Origin of the sequence: Neoaquamicrobium sediminum (assembly GCF_013240295.1) — a bacterium.
In the GTDB taxonomy this organism is placed as follows: Bacteria; Pseudomonadota; Alphaproteobacteria; order Rhizobiales; family Rhizobiaceae; genus Aerobium; species Aerobium sediminum.
This window is the reverse complement of the sequence record NZ_JABETK010000006.1, coordinates 221333-237992: the sequence shown is the minus strand read 5'-3', so window position 1 is coordinate 237992 and position 16660 is coordinate 221333. Positions and strand designations below refer to the sequence as shown.

Genomic DNA, 16660 nt, shown 5'->3' with positions numbered 1-16660 from the left:
CAAACCCAGATGATATGGATAACCGATCGTTTGTAAACGTCGCTTGGGGCCATTTGCGAACGTGCTACGGCCGTACAGATGGCGCAAATGCACGGTTTTCGAGCTTCTCCTGCATCTCAGGCCCAGCGCTGTACAGACGCCAACCGAACTCTCTATAGTAGGAGGGAAGGGGTGTCGAAAAAATCCCCGGCAAGTCAAGCTAAATGCCGACTAGCTTGACAATCGCAAATCAGATACAGCCAAAACAATGGCTTACGAAATCGGCCAACTGCCTCTGGAAACGCTGATCGGACCCGCCACACGGGCGACTGTCGGTTTTACTTCCCGATTTCAATTGAAGCGCTAAGGTAAAATTCCTGGTCTCCCGGACGGCGCCACTTCGCCTGCTGTCGAGGGAGGGGAGGGGGCTTTTCTACAGCCCGGACGCCTTGGTGAGGTTGGTCCGGAACCGATCACGCCGGCGCTGATACTTGCGGGTCATCTCAGCCGACGCATGGCCGAGCTGCTTCTGGACGTAACGCTCCTCGATGTCGGCCGAGGATGCGAGACCCGAACGCAGCGAGTGACCGGCAAACAGGAGCACACGCTCCGGATCCGGCAGATCGGCGCGGACGCCGGCGGCAAGCACAGTCTTCTTGACCAGGCGGGCGACGTGCTTGTCGGAGAGTCGCTCGACGTCGACGGTCTTGTTGTCCTTGAAGATGCGGCGGAAGAGGGGACCTCGCGCAATGCGGCCGTACTTGATCCAGGTCTCGAGCGCGACCACGGGGCAGGTGTGGTCGCTGGAGCCGCGGCCGACCTCGACCTCGCGCCATTGGCTGCCCTTGCCGCGCAGCGTCACCAGCACACCCTTGCCCGGAAGGATCTCGATCCAGCCGGCGCCATCGCTGTCATCGTCGCGCGTGACGTCGAGGCCGACGATCTCGGAACGGCGCAGGCCGCCGGCGAAGCCGAGGAGCAGGATGGCGCGGTCGCGGAGACCTCTCAGGTCGTGGCCGAGCGTGGCCAGCATCGCGACGAGGTCGTCGCCAATAACGGCTTCCTTCACGCGCGGCGGCCTGGCGTGCTTGCGGCGGATGCCGGCGAGCACGGTGGCGATGTGGCGATCGGCCCGGTCCATGGACAGGCCGCGCTGGGTAAAATTCCAGGAAATGCCGGAAAGACGGCGCTCGATCGTCGAGACGGAGAGAGCCGGGGCACCGAGCTTCACGCCGCCGGCGGCGCAGGCGCTGATATAGAGCCCGATCACCTTGGAATCCGGGGGCAGGGGATCGAAACCGTTGCGCCGGCACCAGGAGGTGAAATGCTTCCAGTCCTTGGCGTAGGCGCTACGGGTGTTCTCCGAGCTGGCGTTGTCGGCATAGTCCCGCGCAGTCTCGACCAGCTCCTCGACGTGCGCCGGAACGCGGGCTGTGGGCTGGCCCATCTCCATGACGAGATCGACGATGTCGGGCATCTCGCCCTCTAGCGGGTCGCCGGCGAACGGATCCTCGGCCGGGAGATCGTTTTTGGCGGGTTTTGGCGGGGGATTTTCCATGATTTGCGAGGCTATCAGAATACGTCCGGTAATGGAACCTTACCGGACATAAAAGGTTATCGACAGGCGCGGCGGTTTTTCCCATTTTCGTTGTCAAAACCGCCGCGATGATTCATCCTATCCTTGATGATTCTGCGCCCCAAATCCCCTCCTCGCCTCCGAGCGCCGACGCTCGGAGCCGCTGCAGCCGCCCCGGCAATCGCGCTGCCGGGCTGGCTGCGGCGCGCCGTTCCCGACGCACAAAGCCTTGCGGTGAAAGGGATTGAGGACATCGCGATCGCCGCGGGCGCCGCCATCGGCGCGCTCGATGCCGTGGTCCGCCGGCAGGAGCGCTGGGCCGGGGCGTGGCGGCAGCGGCTGGCGCTAGCCGCGGCGGCGGCGACGACCAAACAGGCGGGGCGTGTTGAGGACGAGGCCGCTCTGCGCGACGCCGTGCTGCTCACGCGACCCGGCGACGATGCCGGGCCGGCCGGTCGTATGCTGCTGGCGTGGCGCCGGCTGGCGTCACGGCCTACGGAGGAACTCCTGACGGAGACGAGCATCGCCGGCGTGCTCGATGCCCTGGGGCTCGCCCGAAATGACGAGACGGCGGCCAACCTTGCGGACGAGCTTCGGCAGCTTGCGGCGACCGAAGGCACCGTTGGTGTGCTGATCGGCGCCTTCGCGGCCGTCGAGCGGCGCGGCCTTCCGCGCACTCTTGGATGCTGGATCGCCGATGCGATGCTTGCGCAGCGGCTGGGCTGGGCGCACGCCGTACCGCTGCTCGGTGGCGAAGGTGCCGGCGCAACGGGTTCCGGTCGGCCGCGGCGACCCCTTGGCGTTGCGGCGACGAGCATTGAGGTTGTCTCTGAGCGCGCGAAGAATTTGCTCGCCGCACAGGCGCGGGCGGCGTTGCGTGTTGTCGACCTGTCGGCTGACATCGAGCGTCGCGCGGACCGCCTGACCGCGGTGGCGCCCAGCCTTCGTGCTCGAGGTGCGAACCTCGTCGTCGATCGGCTGTTGTCCGACGACGCGATCGTGGCGTCGGCAAAGATCGCCGGCATGAGCGACCGCAGCCTGCGCCGCCTGTTCGACCGGCTGGTCGAGCTCGGCGCCGTGCGCGAGCTCAGCGGCCGCACGACCTTCCGCATCTATGGGATCTGAGAGAGATGGCGGAGGCGGCGCGCGCAAGAACGAGGAAGGGCCGGCCAGACGACGGTCTGTTTGACCGGGAGCTCGACCATCTGCCGCCGGAGGTGCGCTGGCGCGAATGGATGAACCGTGTCGAGGCGACAATCTTCGCCGCCAGCGAGCCGGTCGGCCGTGACACGCTGGCGCGGATCGTCGGTAGGGCCTGCAGCATCGATCTTCTCATCGACGACATCCGCGAGGAGCTGCGCGGCCGGCCCTACGACCTGATCGCCGTCGCCGGCGGCTGGAAGCACCTGACCCGGCCGGCCTACGCCGACGCCATCCGCACTGCGGTCGGCGGAAGCGAGCGCACCTTCGACCTCTCGCAGTCGGAGGTGCTGGTACTGATGTGCATCGCCTATTTCCAGCCGATCACCCGCGCGGAACTGTCGTCCTTCTTCGGCAAGGAGATCAGCCGCGACCTGATCGGCAATCTGCGCTCGCACGGCTTCATCGCGTCCGGCCCGCGTGCGCCCCAGCCCGGGGCGCCCTACACCTATGTCACCACGCAGGCCTTCCTGCTCGAGTTCGGACTCGATACGCTGCGAGACCTGCCCGACCGCGAGGCGCTCGAGGATGCCGGGCTGCTCTCGAAGGAGAAGCTGCTGGCTGGAGACATCATGCCCGGATTTGCGGATGCTGGCGACAATGGCGCCGACGCCGCCATCGACGAGTAAACGGTGTTCAAGATCACGAGATCTGGCCACGCTGTTCGTTCGTGCGGCCGGTCCGATGACCGGCCACGCGCACATAGGCGGTCAGCAGATCGGCGAGCTCAGCACCGGGCGGTCTCGGGCGCCTGGATGATCGCCGCCGCGCCTGATGTTTATTCAGGTAATCCGCAAAGCGCTTGATCAGCGCGTCATGGCCGCCGGCGGCCACGATCATCCAGCGCCGGTATGCGTCGGCGGTGTCCATGTCCTTCACCAGCCAGTCGGGAGGTTTTGCCGCGAGCACCTCGAAGCAGCGAATGCGCGCGGCGGTCGAGAGATTCGTGAGTGTCCTTCCCGAGCGGACCTCGGCGGCGACCGGTATGCGCAGCACACGCGAGACGGCATCGCTGGTTCTCGCTGAACTCCTGACCGCCTCCATCCGGCATATATCCGCGATCGCGCGTTCCAGGCGACGTGCGGACGCTTTGACCGAGGCCTTCGGCGCAGTCGCAGGTCGAATCCGCATCGCGCGCAAAAATGCTGTGGGACCAGATCGGCTTCGTCGAACGCCGCGACGCCGGCGTGGCAGCCTGGGCATCGATCCCGAAGGCCGCAGGCATGTACCAAGCACGAGACACGCGATGCCAGCCGCCACTGCCGCCTAAAATATGGCGCCTCGTCCCCTGTGAGGCAAAGCGGGCAATATTGCATCCAGGTCGAACGGTTCCGGTGCGCATTATCGCGCAGCGGCAGCAGGAGTGCGGCCGTGGCGCAGCCGCTCATCGTCATCGACGAGATAGCTCTCGGCGGCAGGCGCGTCTGATGGCAAAGCAACGTGGCGACGTTGCGCGGCTGGCGAAAGTCGAGACGCGGCGACCACATCCTCTCGCCGAGCCCGAGGACGCCAGCGAACGACCGCGGGGCGATGCCGTTCGTGATCCCAAGACGGTGGAGCCAGCTTGTCCGGAAGCGGCTGGACGGAAACCGGCCACCTATCCGGAGCGACGTCGCCATATCGCTCGCGGATCTCGATCGCGAAGCACGCTCGTGCGGCACCACCCGTCACAGCAGGTCGTCGCGTACCCGCGCCCGGCGGCGCTTCGTAACCGGGACGTAATGCAGCGCCTCGATGTCCGATTTCGTGATCCGCTCCTCGCCGGACCTCACCGCGACCGCGGCCGCCGCGGAGACGATCGCCACGATCTCACCGATCAGACCCTCGGAGAGCTGGAAGATCGTGCGCGCCAGGGGTTCATCCGAGAGATCGGACGCGCGAGCGAGCGGCAGTGCGCTCTCAAGGCTGTCGAGCAGCGCAAGGAACTCCTCGCCGTATTGCCAACGCGGCACGGCGTGCAGGTCGAACCGGGTCGCCATTTCGGCGGTCTGGTTGATGAAGTCGTAGACGGCGACCTCGCCGATCAAAACAGGCGAGATGTCGAACTGGCGGCCGATCCTCCGAAGGAAGGCAAGCACGGCTTCGACGTCGCGCGCCCGACCGCGCAGAGCATTGTGGAACTCATCGAAGATCAGGATCCTGGGCTTCAGCCTGTCGAGAAGATGATCGATCTGCTCGGCCTTGCGGCCGACGTCCCGGCTGGCGCCGCGCAACGCCTGCAGGATGCTTCCGTAGAAATGGGCGAGACCTGCGCCCTCGCGCGTCTGCACCACCCACACCCGCTGCTGTTCGGCTGTTTTCAGATGTCCGACGGCGAATCGTTCGGCGATCATCGTCTTGCCGTTGGCATAGGGTCCGACGAGCATCAGGCCTCGGGTCCGCAACGATGGCGGCCGCGACAGAAGCTCGGCAAGACGTGCATGCGCCGTGACCGCCACCTCGTGTCCGATCCACCGCGGCGCCTGGATGTAGGCGATCCGCTCGGCCGTGCCGTGGTCGAGGTGGGGACGAACGTTATCAAGCAGATGGTCTGCCACGTCACCAATCCTCCACAGGCAGACGGCGCTTTTGGCGAACGGGATGATCGGCAGGCGCCGGCGTCGCCGGCCGCATCGCGTCATAGGGCTTGGGTGCGTCTGCGGCGTGAGATTTTCGCACGGAATTGCGCAACTCGGCCTTCGACGGCTTCGGTCCACCGGCGATGTCCGCGATCCGCCGGCGGAGCTTCACCTTCTCGGCATTTGAGCGCACATTCGCAGCGCGCCGCTGCAGTCGGTCGGCCTCGTGCTCCCACAACGTTACCGGCGCAAGCATACCGTCGCGCCGCCCCACCGGTCGAAAATCCCTGGTCTCCGGATCCCTGATGTAGACGTGGCTGATGTCGCGTGGATCGTATCGAACGTCGAGTTTGCCCAGCCGATCTCGCTGCGGGACCAATTCGCCCAGCCAGGGCGAATAGTAGTCGTGCGCAAACAGGCTGATGCCTTGAGGCGAGAGGCTCCGCTCGGTCCCGGGCATGAATGCAAGCAGAACCCGCATGGGATCATCGTCGAAGCGCGCAAGATCGTGCGCCTGCCGGTCCCATTCGGTTGCCGGCACCTTCAGGGTTCTCGCGTTCTCCTGAATGTTGTGGTCGATCACAGCGAGCGCGACGCATTGCTCGAGCTCGGCGAAGCTGAGGCGCGCGCGTCGCTCGGCAGGATACTGGTCGCGGTCCGCCACGGATCGGCCGGTCGAGCCGGGCTGCGTTGCCAGAACCGAATTGAGCTTCCCGAGCAGCCTCTCGACCACGCCACCCTGGTGGACGCGGCCGCGATCCCGGTAGCGGATACGGATGCCGTAGTCCTCGCACCCACGCTGGAAGGCATTGCCCTTGAACTCCTTGGCGGAATCGGTGAACAGCGACCGAGGTCGACCGAACATCGGCCACCCATGCTCGATGCTGCGCGCGGCCAACCATTTTTCCTTCGGACACATCGCCTGCGCCAGGCATAGTGCGACCGACAGCGCCGACGGCTTTTCGAGCGTGAGGCAGAAGCCCAGAATACAACGTGTCGCTACGTCCGTGACAATCGTGAGAAATGCCCGGCCGACGAACGTTCCGCCACCTTCAACCACCTCGACGAAGTTGATGTCAGTCGGCGTGTGATCGATCTGGCAGACATCGAGCGGACGCCCGGCATGGATGTAGCCCGGCCGCGGTTTGAGCCGGTGGAGATGCTTCGGGTTCGCCGATCGCTTCTTCGCGATCTCCTCCGGGCTGAAAAGCGCAGGAATGCGCCGTGCCACCGTGACGTAGGACGGCACAGCCAGACCGGCCTCTTCGCAGCGGGCGCGGATCTCGGCGACGACGGGAGCAAGCGGCGGAGCTTCCAGCACGAGCCACTGCTCTCGTAACGTTGTCGCGATGATCTCCTCGATCTCCAGTTGAAGTCGCCTTTTCCGGGTTCCGTCTCCGCTGGGCAGAAGCGGAACGCCTCCTCGGCTTGCATGAGATCGCCCTATTGTGCCGATGCGGAGAGAGGCCAGAGGATGAGGAACAGGCTTGCGAGCAGGCGGAATAGGGTCATGCGGGTCACGAGATCGGTTGGATTGACGTTCGTGGGGCGGGACGGTCAGGAGGCTTCCCGCGCATCCTGACGACCTGCCGGAAACCGGCTTCGTCAAGCGGAGATGCGACAAGGAACTGACCGATGAGGAAGGTCGGCGTTCCTTGCAGGCCGAGCCCTTCCGCCTGCGCGTTGTTGCGCTTGAGCAAGGTGGTGATCTCGGCGTCGCGACGGTTTGCTTCGGCTTCGAGCTGCGGCATGTCGAAACCGGCCCGTTGCAGGGCTTGCCGCATACGCTCCTCCGGCACGCGCGAACCGTCGATGCCCATCAGCGCGAGGTGGGCCTTCTCGTATTTGCCGTGATACTTCGCGGCGAGCGCCAGCTTCGCGCCGAAGACCGAGGTTGGGGCGAGGATCGGCCAGTCCTTATAGACGTGGCGGATCTTGCCGTCGGACGCCATCACGGCCTTTAGCGGCTGGATGGTCCGTTTGCAGAACGGGCAGTTGTAGTCGAAGAAGGAAACGATCGTCACATCGCCCTTGGGATTGCCGCCGACCGGAGCCGCCGGGTCGTTCAGGATCATTTCGGCCGAGAGGTCGTCGGCTGCGTGAACGCGGGTCGCTAGGCCCGCTGCGGTGAGCGCTGCGAGCCCGAACAGGACGGTTCGCCGGCCCAATATCGCCGGCGACGGAAGACACCTCTCGGAAGAGAGGAAGGCGATAGGTGTGCGATCGCGCCAGCCGTGCATGACGAAGCTCCAATTGATCCGATGTCGGCGAACTGGCTTTTGGACCTTAAGGCTGCCTTAAGGCGGCGACGGTCGTTCGGTGCTTCCAAGAGGAAGGACGGTGACGGTGGTTTCAGGAACTCGCCAGATTGGTCACGACGTCGGTGTAAGGGACCCGCACATGGCGACCCGCCGATCCGTGCTTGTCGGCCTTGTGGCCGCAGGGACCGTTGTTTGGTCCCAGCGGCCTGCAGCCGCCGCATCCTCGGTCACGGTCACGGATCTGGAATCATGGCGCGAGGCGCTCGGGACGCTCGCCCCGCGCTACCGACACGCGCTGGTCGACATCCGCGCAGACTGGTGCGCGCCGTGCCTTCGGATGGAGCGCGAGGTGTTCCCGCATCCCGCAGTCAGGCGGATGCTGGAGGATGTTGCACTGATCAAGGTGGACGTGACGCCCATGGATGGCGCCAACAGGGAACTGCTCGCCCATCTGCGTGCGGACGGACCGCCGACCATTTTCATCGTCGAGACAGCGAGCGGCGGAGAATATGCGCGAACCCGCTCAATTGGCGGGCTCAAGCGATCAGAGCTGGTCCGTCGCTTGCGACCTTTCGCTGGTCGATAGGAGCAGTCCTGAAACTATCGGTCGGCGACTGTGAGCGAAGCCAAGGCTTCCGTCAGCGCCCAGGCAAAGCCAGGGCGAACCGAGCTGCGATGGTCTTTTCCGGCTATGATCTCGGAGCTTAGTTCCAGACCGCCATATCCGCGTCCCAGGAGGCGTGATGCAAATGCGTTCATGCCCGCCACCATATCGCGCGTGTTCCCCTTTCGGGCCGGATCGTAGCGCGAGATCTCCAGCCCGCCGACATAGAGGAGGACCGTCGCCTCAAGGCGCTTGTTCCTTTTCGCGTAGGCGTCCTCGAAGCCATAGATGGCCTCATCCGCGAACCAGAAGGACGGGCTCCCGATAAGGTAGGTCTGATAGGCGGCGGCCCCGCCATAGATCCGGTTGCTCGGCCCTTGCGCGACCGGCGTGTAGTCCCGACGCCGACTGTCCTCCAGGTCCTCGCCAAGAGCTTAGGAAAGGCCGACGACGATGGGCTCCGTGGCTATGGCGCCCTTCTGGGCGAGCGCCCGGACATCGCAGCTCAGGTTGGGAAAGGCGCGACCGCCATCGGCCATGACCAGCAATGGATAGCGCTTGTCCGGATTATCGGCATAGTCATCGGGAAGACTGACGTAGACCTCATACTGGCGGCCGGAAACGGGATCGGGCAAGGGGGTCGTTATAGGGTTCACGCCTGGGCACGCGGCACTCGCCGTCGCAGGCGCGAACATGGCCGATATGAGACCGAGAAGGCCCGCGGTGAGCAGCCGGACGACGAATTGGCACTGCCGAGGGGCATCCTCAACGGGTTCTGCTTTGTCGCGCGGACAGCTTGAGGGATTCGGTCTCAACCACATTTCGTCTGGTCTCCATGTGGAGGCGACAGGACCGTCTCGCCTTAAGGTAGGCTTAAGGTAGGTCCGGCGTTCTGCGGATATTCAACGGATAATACGAGGATACTGTTTTGAGTTCGCAGAGCCGGCCGTCAAGCGCGATTGCGCGGCGCACATTCCTTGCTGGAGCTGGAGCCTTCGCTCTGGCGGGTTGCACCACCACGAGGCAACCGCAGCAGCTCGCGCAGGTAGAAACGCCGCGTTTGGCGACACCGCCAATGTATTACGCCATGCCCAACGAGCCTTTTCCGATCCCGGAGGTCGACATCTCCAAAGTCGATCAGAAGTGGTGGCGAACCGAGGTCGACTATCCCACCGACGAAAAGGTCGGCACGGTGATCGTGGACACCCCCAACCGCTACCTCTATCATGTCCAGCCCTATGGCCGGGCGACCCGATATGGCGTCGGCGTCGGCAGAGACGGTTTTTCGTGGGCGGGCCGAGGCCGCCATATCGCCTACAAGCGGGAATGGCCGCGGTGGAACCCGCCCGACGAGATGGTCGCGCGCCAACCGGAATTGGAGCCTGTCAGCATCGCGAATGGCGGCATGGACCCTGGGTTGAACAATCCTCTGGGCGCACGCGCGCTCTATATACACGAAGGAAATCGGGACACGATCTATCGTATCCACGGCAACCCGGAGTTCTGGACCATCGGCCAGGCCGTGTCGTCAGGCTGCATCCGCATGATCAATCAGGACGTCATTCACCTGCACGACAACGTGCGCGAGGGGAGCCAGCTTGTCGTCATCGCGGACCCGGCCATGAGCCATCTCATGGTGGGATGATGATCCTTGAGGGGCAAACCTTCAGACAGACACGGGGCCGTGACGGCGCGGTCCCGAGATCGGGGGAGAGCGGACCGACATGCTGGACGCGACCACCTTCATTTCGCCATGCCGAGAGGGCGTTCTTGGCGATCCGCTATTGCCCACTCATCGACCTGATATCTGTTCCCGGTTTCAGCAACGCCATGAGTCCCGACAAGGTCATGATGCCGGCAAATACGGAGACGAGTCCGAACCGGACGGCACACGCTCCTGCGATAGCGGGGCTTATCAGCGCTCCAAGGGCAAACACGAGGAACGTTGCGCCAAAGCCGGCCGAGGGCCGTCTCCGGAACGTGTGAACGCTCCATACGCCGATCGCGCCCGTCACGAGGATAAAGGTGATGCCGAAGACGATGGCCGAGATGGCAATTGCCGGCAGCGAACCCGGCACCGCCGCGAGAAGGCCGATAGAGGCGGCCATCGCCAGGCAGGTGCCGCGCAAGGTGCGCTTGAGTCCGAAGCGGCTTATAAGGTCGCCGGAAACGGCGCCCGCGATGCCGGCGGCACCGAGCAGGCTCCAGAAGATGATCCGAAGCTGCTCGAAAGGCCAGCCATCCCCACCGAACTGTCCGTCCCGACCAGCGCTCTCCATGAGCGAGGTGGCAAAGGTCCAATAGACCGTTGTTACACCTCCGGCGAGAAGCGAAAGGCCATAGAGCGGCAAGGCTTCCGGTCTAAAAAACCATCCGACATGCAGCCTGGTCGGCGCTTCGTCCCCTGCAATCCGGCGAGATGGCATGACAGCCGCCGTCCAGAATACCGTGATGACCGCAAGCGCGGAAAATGCCGCCCACGACCATCTCCATTCACCAGCCATCCCGAGGGCGACGATACCAGCGATCAGCACACCGGCCCCGTTGCCGGAGTTGATGACCGTCCAGGACCTGTTCTGTCGCGCCGCAGGCACAGCTTGCATCACTGCATCGGAGATCGGCGCAAAGACGAAGCCAGGACTTGCACCCGCGATTACGACGCCTACCGTCAGAAGGCTCACGGATGATGTGATGGCGACGAGTGCCATGCCGATCGCGGCGCTCACCGCCCCTGTGACGATCAGCAGTCGCGGTCCCACAATGCCCGATAGCCAGAGCGAGAGTATGGTGGCGCCGATGTAGCCGAGATAAGATGCGCTTGCGATCAGACCCAGCGTCTCCTCGGCCAAAGCGAATTCGCGGCCGATTTCCGGTATGAACAATCCATAGCTGTAGCGGGCAAGGCCGAAGGTGACAGCGATGATCGCAAAGCCGCCTCCGGTGAAGGCGATTTGGCTGGCCGGTACATGTTGGGCGGCTTTTCCCGGTGAGACTTGGCTGCGACCTTCCAATTCTCGCTTGCCTCATCATCGCGGTTCACCGGGCATTCTCCCTTGATCGCTAGCCATGCTGTTCTGCCATCAGGCTCCACGGAGCAACCCGAACACGATCATACCCTCGAGAATATCCCCCAAAGACATCCGGCATTGTACCAACAGCTTCAGGTTTCGTCGCAGGGATTTCGGAAAATCTGTCCGATTTATGCGACAGACCTCGCAGCCGAACATAGTCCCCGGCAACGCTTTCACGGTCATCTCGCGATGGACGGCTGGACGGAGAAGCAATTGAAGATCATCTGGCGGCTCCGTTTTTCTCGACCAGCAGCTTGAGGTTGCCGTTCGCGTCGATGATCTCGCGGGGGCGTAATTTGTCGACCCAGTAAGAGTGCATGCCGCCATCGCGGCCGCTCGTGGTGGGCGCCGTCTCCGCACCCTGCGCGACGAGCTGCTCGAACTGCAGGTCGTCGATGCGTTGCTTGGCCTGAACGGCGCGTGTGATCTCCTGGGGTACTTCGTAGGCTGGGCATGCACCGCGCGGGTCGAAGTTCGACGGCGACGCATCACCCCCGGCGCAACTGCATTGAACACGTAGCGCTTGTCGCAGACATCGACCTTGGGCTGGCGGCGCGTCACCTCGAAATAATCGTTCCCCTCCTTGAGCATGCGCCAGAACGCCATGTGCTGGCTGTCGCGATACCGGGCCAGGTTGGCCGGCGTCATGCGGAACGGGTAAGCCTGCACCTGAAACGATCTCTGTCCACCTTTGAAAGCCTCCCGGCCGAGCGCGAAGATTTCGAGGATTTGCGCGTCGGTCATCGCGTAGCAGCCCTGGGACGAGCAATCGCCATGCACCATGAGATGCGTGCCGGTGCGGCGATGCGCACGATCGAAGGCGTTGGGGAAGCCGAGATTGAACGAGAGATAGTATTCCGAGTTCGGGTTCATCTGTCCCGGCGTGATGTCGTAGAAGCCTTCGGGCGTCTGCCGATCGCCCTCCGAGATTTTCGGACCGAGATCGCCCGACCATTTGCAGATCGGGTAGGTTTTCAGAAGGGCGAACCGGCCCTTCCGATCCTGTTTCCAGACTTCGAGTTCGGCTTCCACCTTGAACACGCGCAACAGGACGGGCGAGCCGACGGTCATGTTCTTTCTGGCGATTTCAGCAAGCAGCTTCGCCGGAATGGGAGCGTTCGCCTTGCTGGCGACATCGGGGAGGAAGTCGGTCTGGCATCCGGCGAGCGCTCCAGCGCCCAACAAGGCCGCCGCGCCTACCAATGTCCGCAGCAGAGCCCGACGTTCAATATGCGCCCGAGATCCCACAGTCAGCGGCCCCTTGGCCGCTGCCACTGAAGCCGTGTGCGGGGACCGACGGGTCCCAGGACGTTTGACAATACCACGATGGACAACCTGCAATTCTGTTCGACGGACAATGCTTCCTGACTCAAGCGGCTTGGGCGATCACCGCGCGCAAACCGCCGGTCTCGCGGTTCTGGAGCTGGAGCCGCCATCCGCTTCGGCCAAGCGCAAGCTCGACGATGGCGAGGCCCAGCCCACTGCCGACCGGCGCCTTGTTGCGGCCCCGGAAGAAGCGCTCAGTGACCCTCGGCAATTCCTCGTCCGGGGATGCCAGGGCCATCATCCTCGATGATGACCTGACCAGCCTCGGAGCCGTCCGCGACACGGCATCGCACGACGCCGCCGGGCGGCGAGTGGTTGACTGCGTTCTCCATCAGGTTGCGGGCGGCCAAGGTGAACAGTTCGGGCTCGATCAACAGCTCCATCGCATCCAGCTCGGGCGCGACCTCGATCGTCACCTGTCGGACGGGATCGGCAAGTTCGGTGGCCAGCGACCGCAGCACGAACGACGGACGGACCACCTTGCGCTTCTCGGACTGATCGAGGGCTTCGACCGCCGACATATCGAGTAATTGCCGCACCAGCCGCCCGGTGCGGTCGACGCCGACGACGATCTGGCGCAATGCCTGGTCGCGGATGGTGCGGTCGTCGCTGGCGAGCGCCACCTGGGCCTGGGTCTTGAGACCGGCCAGTGGCGTGCGCAGCTCATGCGCCGCGAACGCGGTGAAGTTTCGCTCGCGCTCGCGCAGGCCGGCGACACGCGCGAACAGCCCGTTCAGCGATTGCAGCACCGGCACGATCTCCTTCGCGGTCTCGACATCCTCGATCGGACTCAGATCGGCAGCGTGGCGCGCTTCGAGATCGCCGGCGATCTTGCGTAGCGGTTCGAGGCCGCGCCGCACGCTGAGCCAAATCAACAGGGCAAGGACGGGCAGGATGAGCAGGGCCGGAAGGAGAAGGCCCCGGATGACGTCGTTCACCAGATGATCGCGCATGCTGAGATTGTCGCCGACGAGGATGCGGACGCCGAGGTCCGGATTGGTGATCGCATAGACGCGCCACCGCTCGCCGTTGATCACCGTGTCGGAAATCCCGTCCGCCTGCTCCGACATCTTTTCATCAGGCGCGGCATCCGAGCGACTGAGAAGCGTGCCTTGCAGGGACCAGATCTGGCATGAGATCTGGCGTTCGTAGGCACTATGTTCACGCAGCGGCACGTCGGTCGTGACGGGCCGCTCGGGATTTGCCTCGATCTCCTGTCGCGACACCAGCGAAGCGACCATCCGGCCGGCTTCCATCAGGCGTGCGTCGAGGACCCGTTCGACCTCGGCGCGTGTCGATAGGAATATCCAGAGCACGGCCGAGAGCCAGACGAGGCCCGTGGTCAGGATGAGGATCAGGAACAGGCGTTTCGAGATCGACGGCATCACGCTTCCTCCCCAAGGCGGTAGCCGAGGCCGCGCACGGTCCGGATCGTCCCCGAGCCCAGCTTGTTTCGGAGATTGTGGATGTGGACTTCGACGGCGTTGCTCTCGACCTCCTCCTGCCAGCCATAGAGCTTCTCTTCGATCTGGCTGCGCGAGAGAATTTGCCCAGGGTGGACCATAAGAGCATGGAGGACAGCAAATTCCCGCCTTGAAAGCCGGACGGGCTCTCCGTCCAGTTCCACATTCTGGTTCGCCGGATCAAGGCGCAGTCCGCGCCATTCCAGCAGCGATTGTGGCCGGCCGGAGGCGCGGCGCACCAGCGCCCGCAAGCGCGCAGCCACCTCATCGAGATCGAAGGGTTTGCCCAGGTAATCGTCCGCGCCGGCGTCCAGCCCGGCAATCCGGTCGGGAACCTGATCCCGTGCCGTCAAAAGCAGCACCGGCGTCGTGTCGCGGCGCTCGCGCAGGGCCTTCAGCACGTCGAGGCCGGAGCCGTCCGGCAACATGAGATCGAGGACCAGCGCGTCGAACTCATGGTTCTTGAGCACGGCGTCGGCGTCCTCGCAGCTTTCCACCGCGTCGGCGTTGAATCCACCGATCCCCAGCCCGACTTTCAGGCCGTCGCGCAGGACGGCATCATCCTCGACAATTAGCACACGCATCGACATCACCCGCAGTTTCCAGCCGACATTCTAGGCGAGGCTTAAGGCAGCCTTAAGAATCGCAATGAATGCGCACCCTCGATCAACTGCATCACCGGGGTTCCTTGTTTAAACTGCATCTTACACGCGCAGCGCTTCTCGCGCTCGCTTCAACCGTCGCGCTCTCAGCCTGCTCGACTACACCGCGCGAAGACGCTGCCGTCGCTGCGGCGCTCGCCTACACCCAATCGGAATCCAAACCTGTCGGAGGGAACCCGGCGGAAATGTACGCCGCCAGAAACGATGGCGGTTTCACGATCCCGGCCGTGGATGCAAAGCGAATGAAGCCGGAGCACGTGCGTAAGGTGGTCAACTACCGGACGAGCGAAAAGCCCGGAACCATCGTGGTCGACCAGACCGCGCGCTATCTTTATTTCGTACTGTCGGGCGGCAAGGCGATACGCTACGCCGTGGGAGTTGGGCCTGTGGCGCGCGCGTTTCCCGGCGGTGAGGCCGAGATCGCCTGGAAGGCCAAATGGCCCCGCTGGACGCCGACGCAGAACATGATCGAACGCAACCCGAAGCAGTATGCGCGCAATGCCGGCGGTGTCGACGGGGGCCCCCACAATCCGATGGGCGCACGCGCGCTCTACATGCACCAGAACGGCGTCGACACCTACTACCGCGTCCACGGCACTAACGATCCAACTTCGATCGGCAAGGCCGTCTCCGCTGGCTGCATCCGCCTCCTGAATCAAGACATCATCGACCTTCACGACCGCGTGAGGCCCGGCGCAAAGATCGTGGTCCACTGACGCGACGCCGCACGCCTCACCCTTTTCGGAAACTCAATCCCATGACTGACCAGAGTCTCGCCCGCCGCAACATCGCCGTCCTGACTGCCGCCCAAGCGCTTGGCGCGGCCAGCCCGCCGATCATCGTTTCGCTCGGCGGGCTGGTCGGGCAGCAGCTTTCTCGCGACCCGGCGCTGGTGACGCTGCCGGTCAGCCTGTTCAATCTCGGCCTCGCGCTCGGCACGCTTCCTGCTGCCTTCGTGATGCGGCGCTATGGCCGGCGCTCGGGCTATCTGTTCGGCGCGAGCTTCGGGATCACGGCGGGACTTGTCGCCGCGCTCGGCATCGTGTCCGCCTCGTTTCTCCTCTTCTGCATCGGCACGTTCACGGCGGGATTCTACTCCGCCTATGTGCAGAGTTATCGTTTCGCTGCGGCAGACGGGGCGGAGGGCGCGCTGAAGGCCAAGGCGATATCCTGGGTGATGATCGGCGGGCTCGCGGCCGCAGTTATAGGTCCGCAACTCGTGATCTGGACGCGCGATGCGTTTCCAAGCACACCCTTCGCCGGCAGTTTCCTGTCGCAGGCGGTGCTGGCTACGCTGGCGATCCCGGTTCTGATGCTCTTGCGCACGGAGCGTCCTGTTGCCGGCGGTCCACGACCGGACACCGGGCGTCCGCTTGCGCAAATCCTGATGTCGCCGCGCTATATGCTGGCAGTGGCCGCCGGCGTTGTCTCCTACGGCCTTATGACCTTCGTGATGACGGCGGCCCCGATAGCCATGGTCGGCCATGGACACTCCGTCGATGATGCAGCGCTCGGTATTCAGTGGCATGTCCTGGCCATGTTCGGTCCCAGCTTCGTCACGGGCTATTTGATGGCGCGGTTCGGCAAGGAGCGTGTGACCGCGGTCGGTCTCTTGCTCATTGCTGTATCAGGGGCGGTCGCGTTGAGCGGTCTTCAGATTTTCCACTTCTGGTTGTCGCTCATGCTTCTTGGCGTCGGCTGGAACTTCGGCTTCATCGGTGCAACGGCGATGATTACCGACTGTCACACGCCGGAAGAACGCGGAAAGGCGCAGGGTGCAAACGACTTCCTCGTCTTCGGGACAGTGGCCGCAGCGTCCTTCTTCTCGGGGTCGCTGCTACACGCTTCTGGTTGGCAGACGATCAATTGGCTGATCTTTCCGGCCGTAGCCCTCATCCTTGTGCCGTTGGTGTGGAAGGCGGCGCGCAGAGCGCCGGCAATAGCGTCCTGACCTGAAGGG

16 protein-coding genes and 2 pseudogenes are annotated in these 16660 nt (G+C 64.1%); 6 read left to right on the top strand and 12 right to left on the bottom strand.

Annotated features, from left to right (window positions below; translation table 11 throughout):
* Positions 1-412: 412 nt before the first annotated feature.
* A complete protein-coding gene (locus HK436_RS30120) occupies positions 413-1537 on the bottom strand; it encodes a tyrosine-type recombinase/integrase (RefSeq protein ID WP_173195217.1) in 1125 nt (374 codons plus the stop codon).
* Between the two features lie 126 nt (positions 1538-1663).
* On the opposite strand from HK436_RS30120, the gene HK436_RS30115 reads away from it, so the two are divergent.
* Together HK436_RS30115 and scpB are read left to right on the top strand one after the other, a co-directional pair.
* Positions 1664-2680: a DUF1403 family protein gene (locus HK436_RS30115; protein WP_173195232.1), complete on the top strand. Its 1017-nt coding sequence runs from the start codon at positions 1664-1666 to the stop codon at positions 2678-2680.
* Positions 2681-2685: 5 nt separating this feature from the next.
* Complete coding sequence (scpB, locus tag HK436_RS30110; protein WP_173195216.1) at positions 2686-3384, top strand: SMC-Scp complex subunit ScpB; 699 nt, start codon at positions 2686-2688, stop codon at positions 3382-3384.
* A 13-nt stretch (positions 3385-3397) separates the two neighbouring features.
* On the opposite strand, the gene HK436_RS32170 is transcribed toward scpB, so the two are convergent.
* The 5 genes and pseudogenes from HK436_RS32170 to HK436_RS30090 form a co-directional block, all read right to left on the bottom strand.
* The gene (locus HK436_RS32170; protein ID WP_244649567.1) at positions 3398-3799 is read right to left on the bottom strand and encodes a hypothetical protein; all 402 of its coding nucleotides are present in this window, start codon (positions 3797-3799) and stop codon (positions 3398-3400) included.
* Between the two features lie 227 nt (positions 3800-4026).
* Positions 4027-4374 (bottom strand): annotated as a pseudogene (locus tag HK436_RS32165) (TniQ family protein); the annotation flags it as partial.
* A gap of 48 nt (positions 4375-4422) precedes the next feature.
* Positions 4423-5292 carry a TniB family NTP-binding protein gene (locus HK436_RS30100; RefSeq protein WP_173195215.1) on the bottom strand — a complete coding sequence of 290 codons (870 nt, stop codon included), beginning with the start codon at positions 5290-5292 and terminating at the stop codon, positions 4423-4425.
* Position 5293: 1 nt separating this feature from the next.
* A complete protein-coding gene (locus HK436_RS30095) occupies positions 5294-6874 on the bottom strand; it encodes a transposase (RefSeq protein WP_512770967.1) in 1581 nt (526 codons plus the stop codon).
* Positions 6831-7553, bottom strand: coding sequence for a DsbA family protein (locus tag HK436_RS30090; RefSeq protein WP_244649556.1), 723 nt, complete (start codon positions 7551-7553; stop codon positions 6831-6833). Before HK436_RS30090 ends, HK436_RS30095 begins: the two co-directional genes overlap by 44 nt.
* A gap of 160 nt (positions 7554-7713) precedes the next feature.
* Here HK436_RS30090 and HK436_RS30085 point away from each other — a divergent pair, with 160 nt between their 5' ends.
* Positions 7714-8160 (top strand): thioredoxin family protein, encoded by a 447-nt coding sequence (locus tag HK436_RS30085; protein WP_173195214.1) that lies wholly within the window; start codon positions 7714-7716, stop codon positions 8158-8160.
* 452 nt (positions 8161-8612) lie between these two features.
* On the opposite strand, the gene HK436_RS30080 is transcribed toward HK436_RS30085, so the two are convergent.
* A complete protein-coding gene (locus HK436_RS30080) occupies positions 8613-8834 on the bottom strand; it encodes an alpha/beta hydrolase (RefSeq protein WP_173195213.1) in 222 nt (73 codons plus the stop codon).
* Between the two features lie 272 nt (positions 8835-9106).
* Between HK436_RS30080 and HK436_RS30075 the strand changes: the two genes are divergently transcribed.
* Positions 9107-9823, top strand: coding sequence for a L,D-transpeptidase (locus HK436_RS30075; RefSeq protein WP_173195212.1), 717 nt, complete (start codon positions 9107-9109; stop codon positions 9821-9823).
* A 136-nt stretch (positions 9824-9959) separates the two neighbouring features.
* Here the strand turns inward: HK436_RS30075 and HK436_RS30070 are convergent, their stop codons facing one another.
* The 5 genes and pseudogenes from HK436_RS30070 to HK436_RS30055 all read right to left on the bottom strand — a co-directional run bounded on the left by HK436_RS30070 (position 9960) and on the right by HK436_RS30055 (position 14622).
* Complete coding sequence (locus tag HK436_RS30070) at positions 9960-11189, bottom strand: MFS transporter (RefSeq protein WP_173195211.1); 1230 nt, start codon at positions 11187-11189, stop codon at positions 9960-9962.
* Between the two features lie 352 nt (positions 11190-11541).
* Positions 11542-12479, bottom strand: a pseudogene (locus HK436_RS30065) (L,D-transpeptidase family protein); the annotation flags it as partial.
* A 139-nt stretch (positions 12480-12618) separates the two neighbouring features.
* On the bottom strand, positions 12619-12786 hold the full coding sequence (locus tag HK436_RS33320) for a hypothetical protein (RefSeq protein ID WP_312860808.1): 168 nt from the start codon (positions 12784-12786) through the stop codon (positions 12619-12621).
* Positions 12770-13960 (bottom strand): histidine kinase dimerization/phospho-acceptor domain-containing protein, encoded by a 1191-nt coding sequence (locus HK436_RS30060; protein ID WP_312860807.1) that lies wholly within the window; start codon positions 13958-13960, stop codon positions 12770-12772. The genes HK436_RS33320 and HK436_RS30060 overlap by 17 nt, the downstream gene beginning before the upstream one ends.
* Positions 13960-14622 carry a response regulator gene (locus tag HK436_RS30055; protein WP_173195209.1) on the bottom strand — a complete coding sequence of 221 codons (663 nt, stop codon included), beginning with the start codon at positions 14620-14622 and terminating at the stop codon, positions 13960-13962. The genes HK436_RS30060 and HK436_RS30055 overlap by 1 nt, the downstream gene beginning before the upstream one ends.
* 104 nt (positions 14623-14726) lie before the next feature.
* Between HK436_RS30055 and HK436_RS30050 the strand changes: the two genes are divergently transcribed.
* Positions 14727-15416, top strand: a complete 690-nt coding sequence (locus HK436_RS30050) for a L,D-transpeptidase (protein ID WP_244649555.1) — start codon at positions 14727-14729, stop codon at positions 15414-15416.
* Positions 15417-15457: 41 nt separating this feature from the next.
* Complete coding sequence (locus tag HK436_RS30045; protein WP_173195207.1) at positions 15458-16651, top strand: MFS transporter; 1194 nt, start codon at positions 15458-15460, stop codon at positions 16649-16651.
* Positions 16652-16660: the final 9 nt, after the last annotated feature.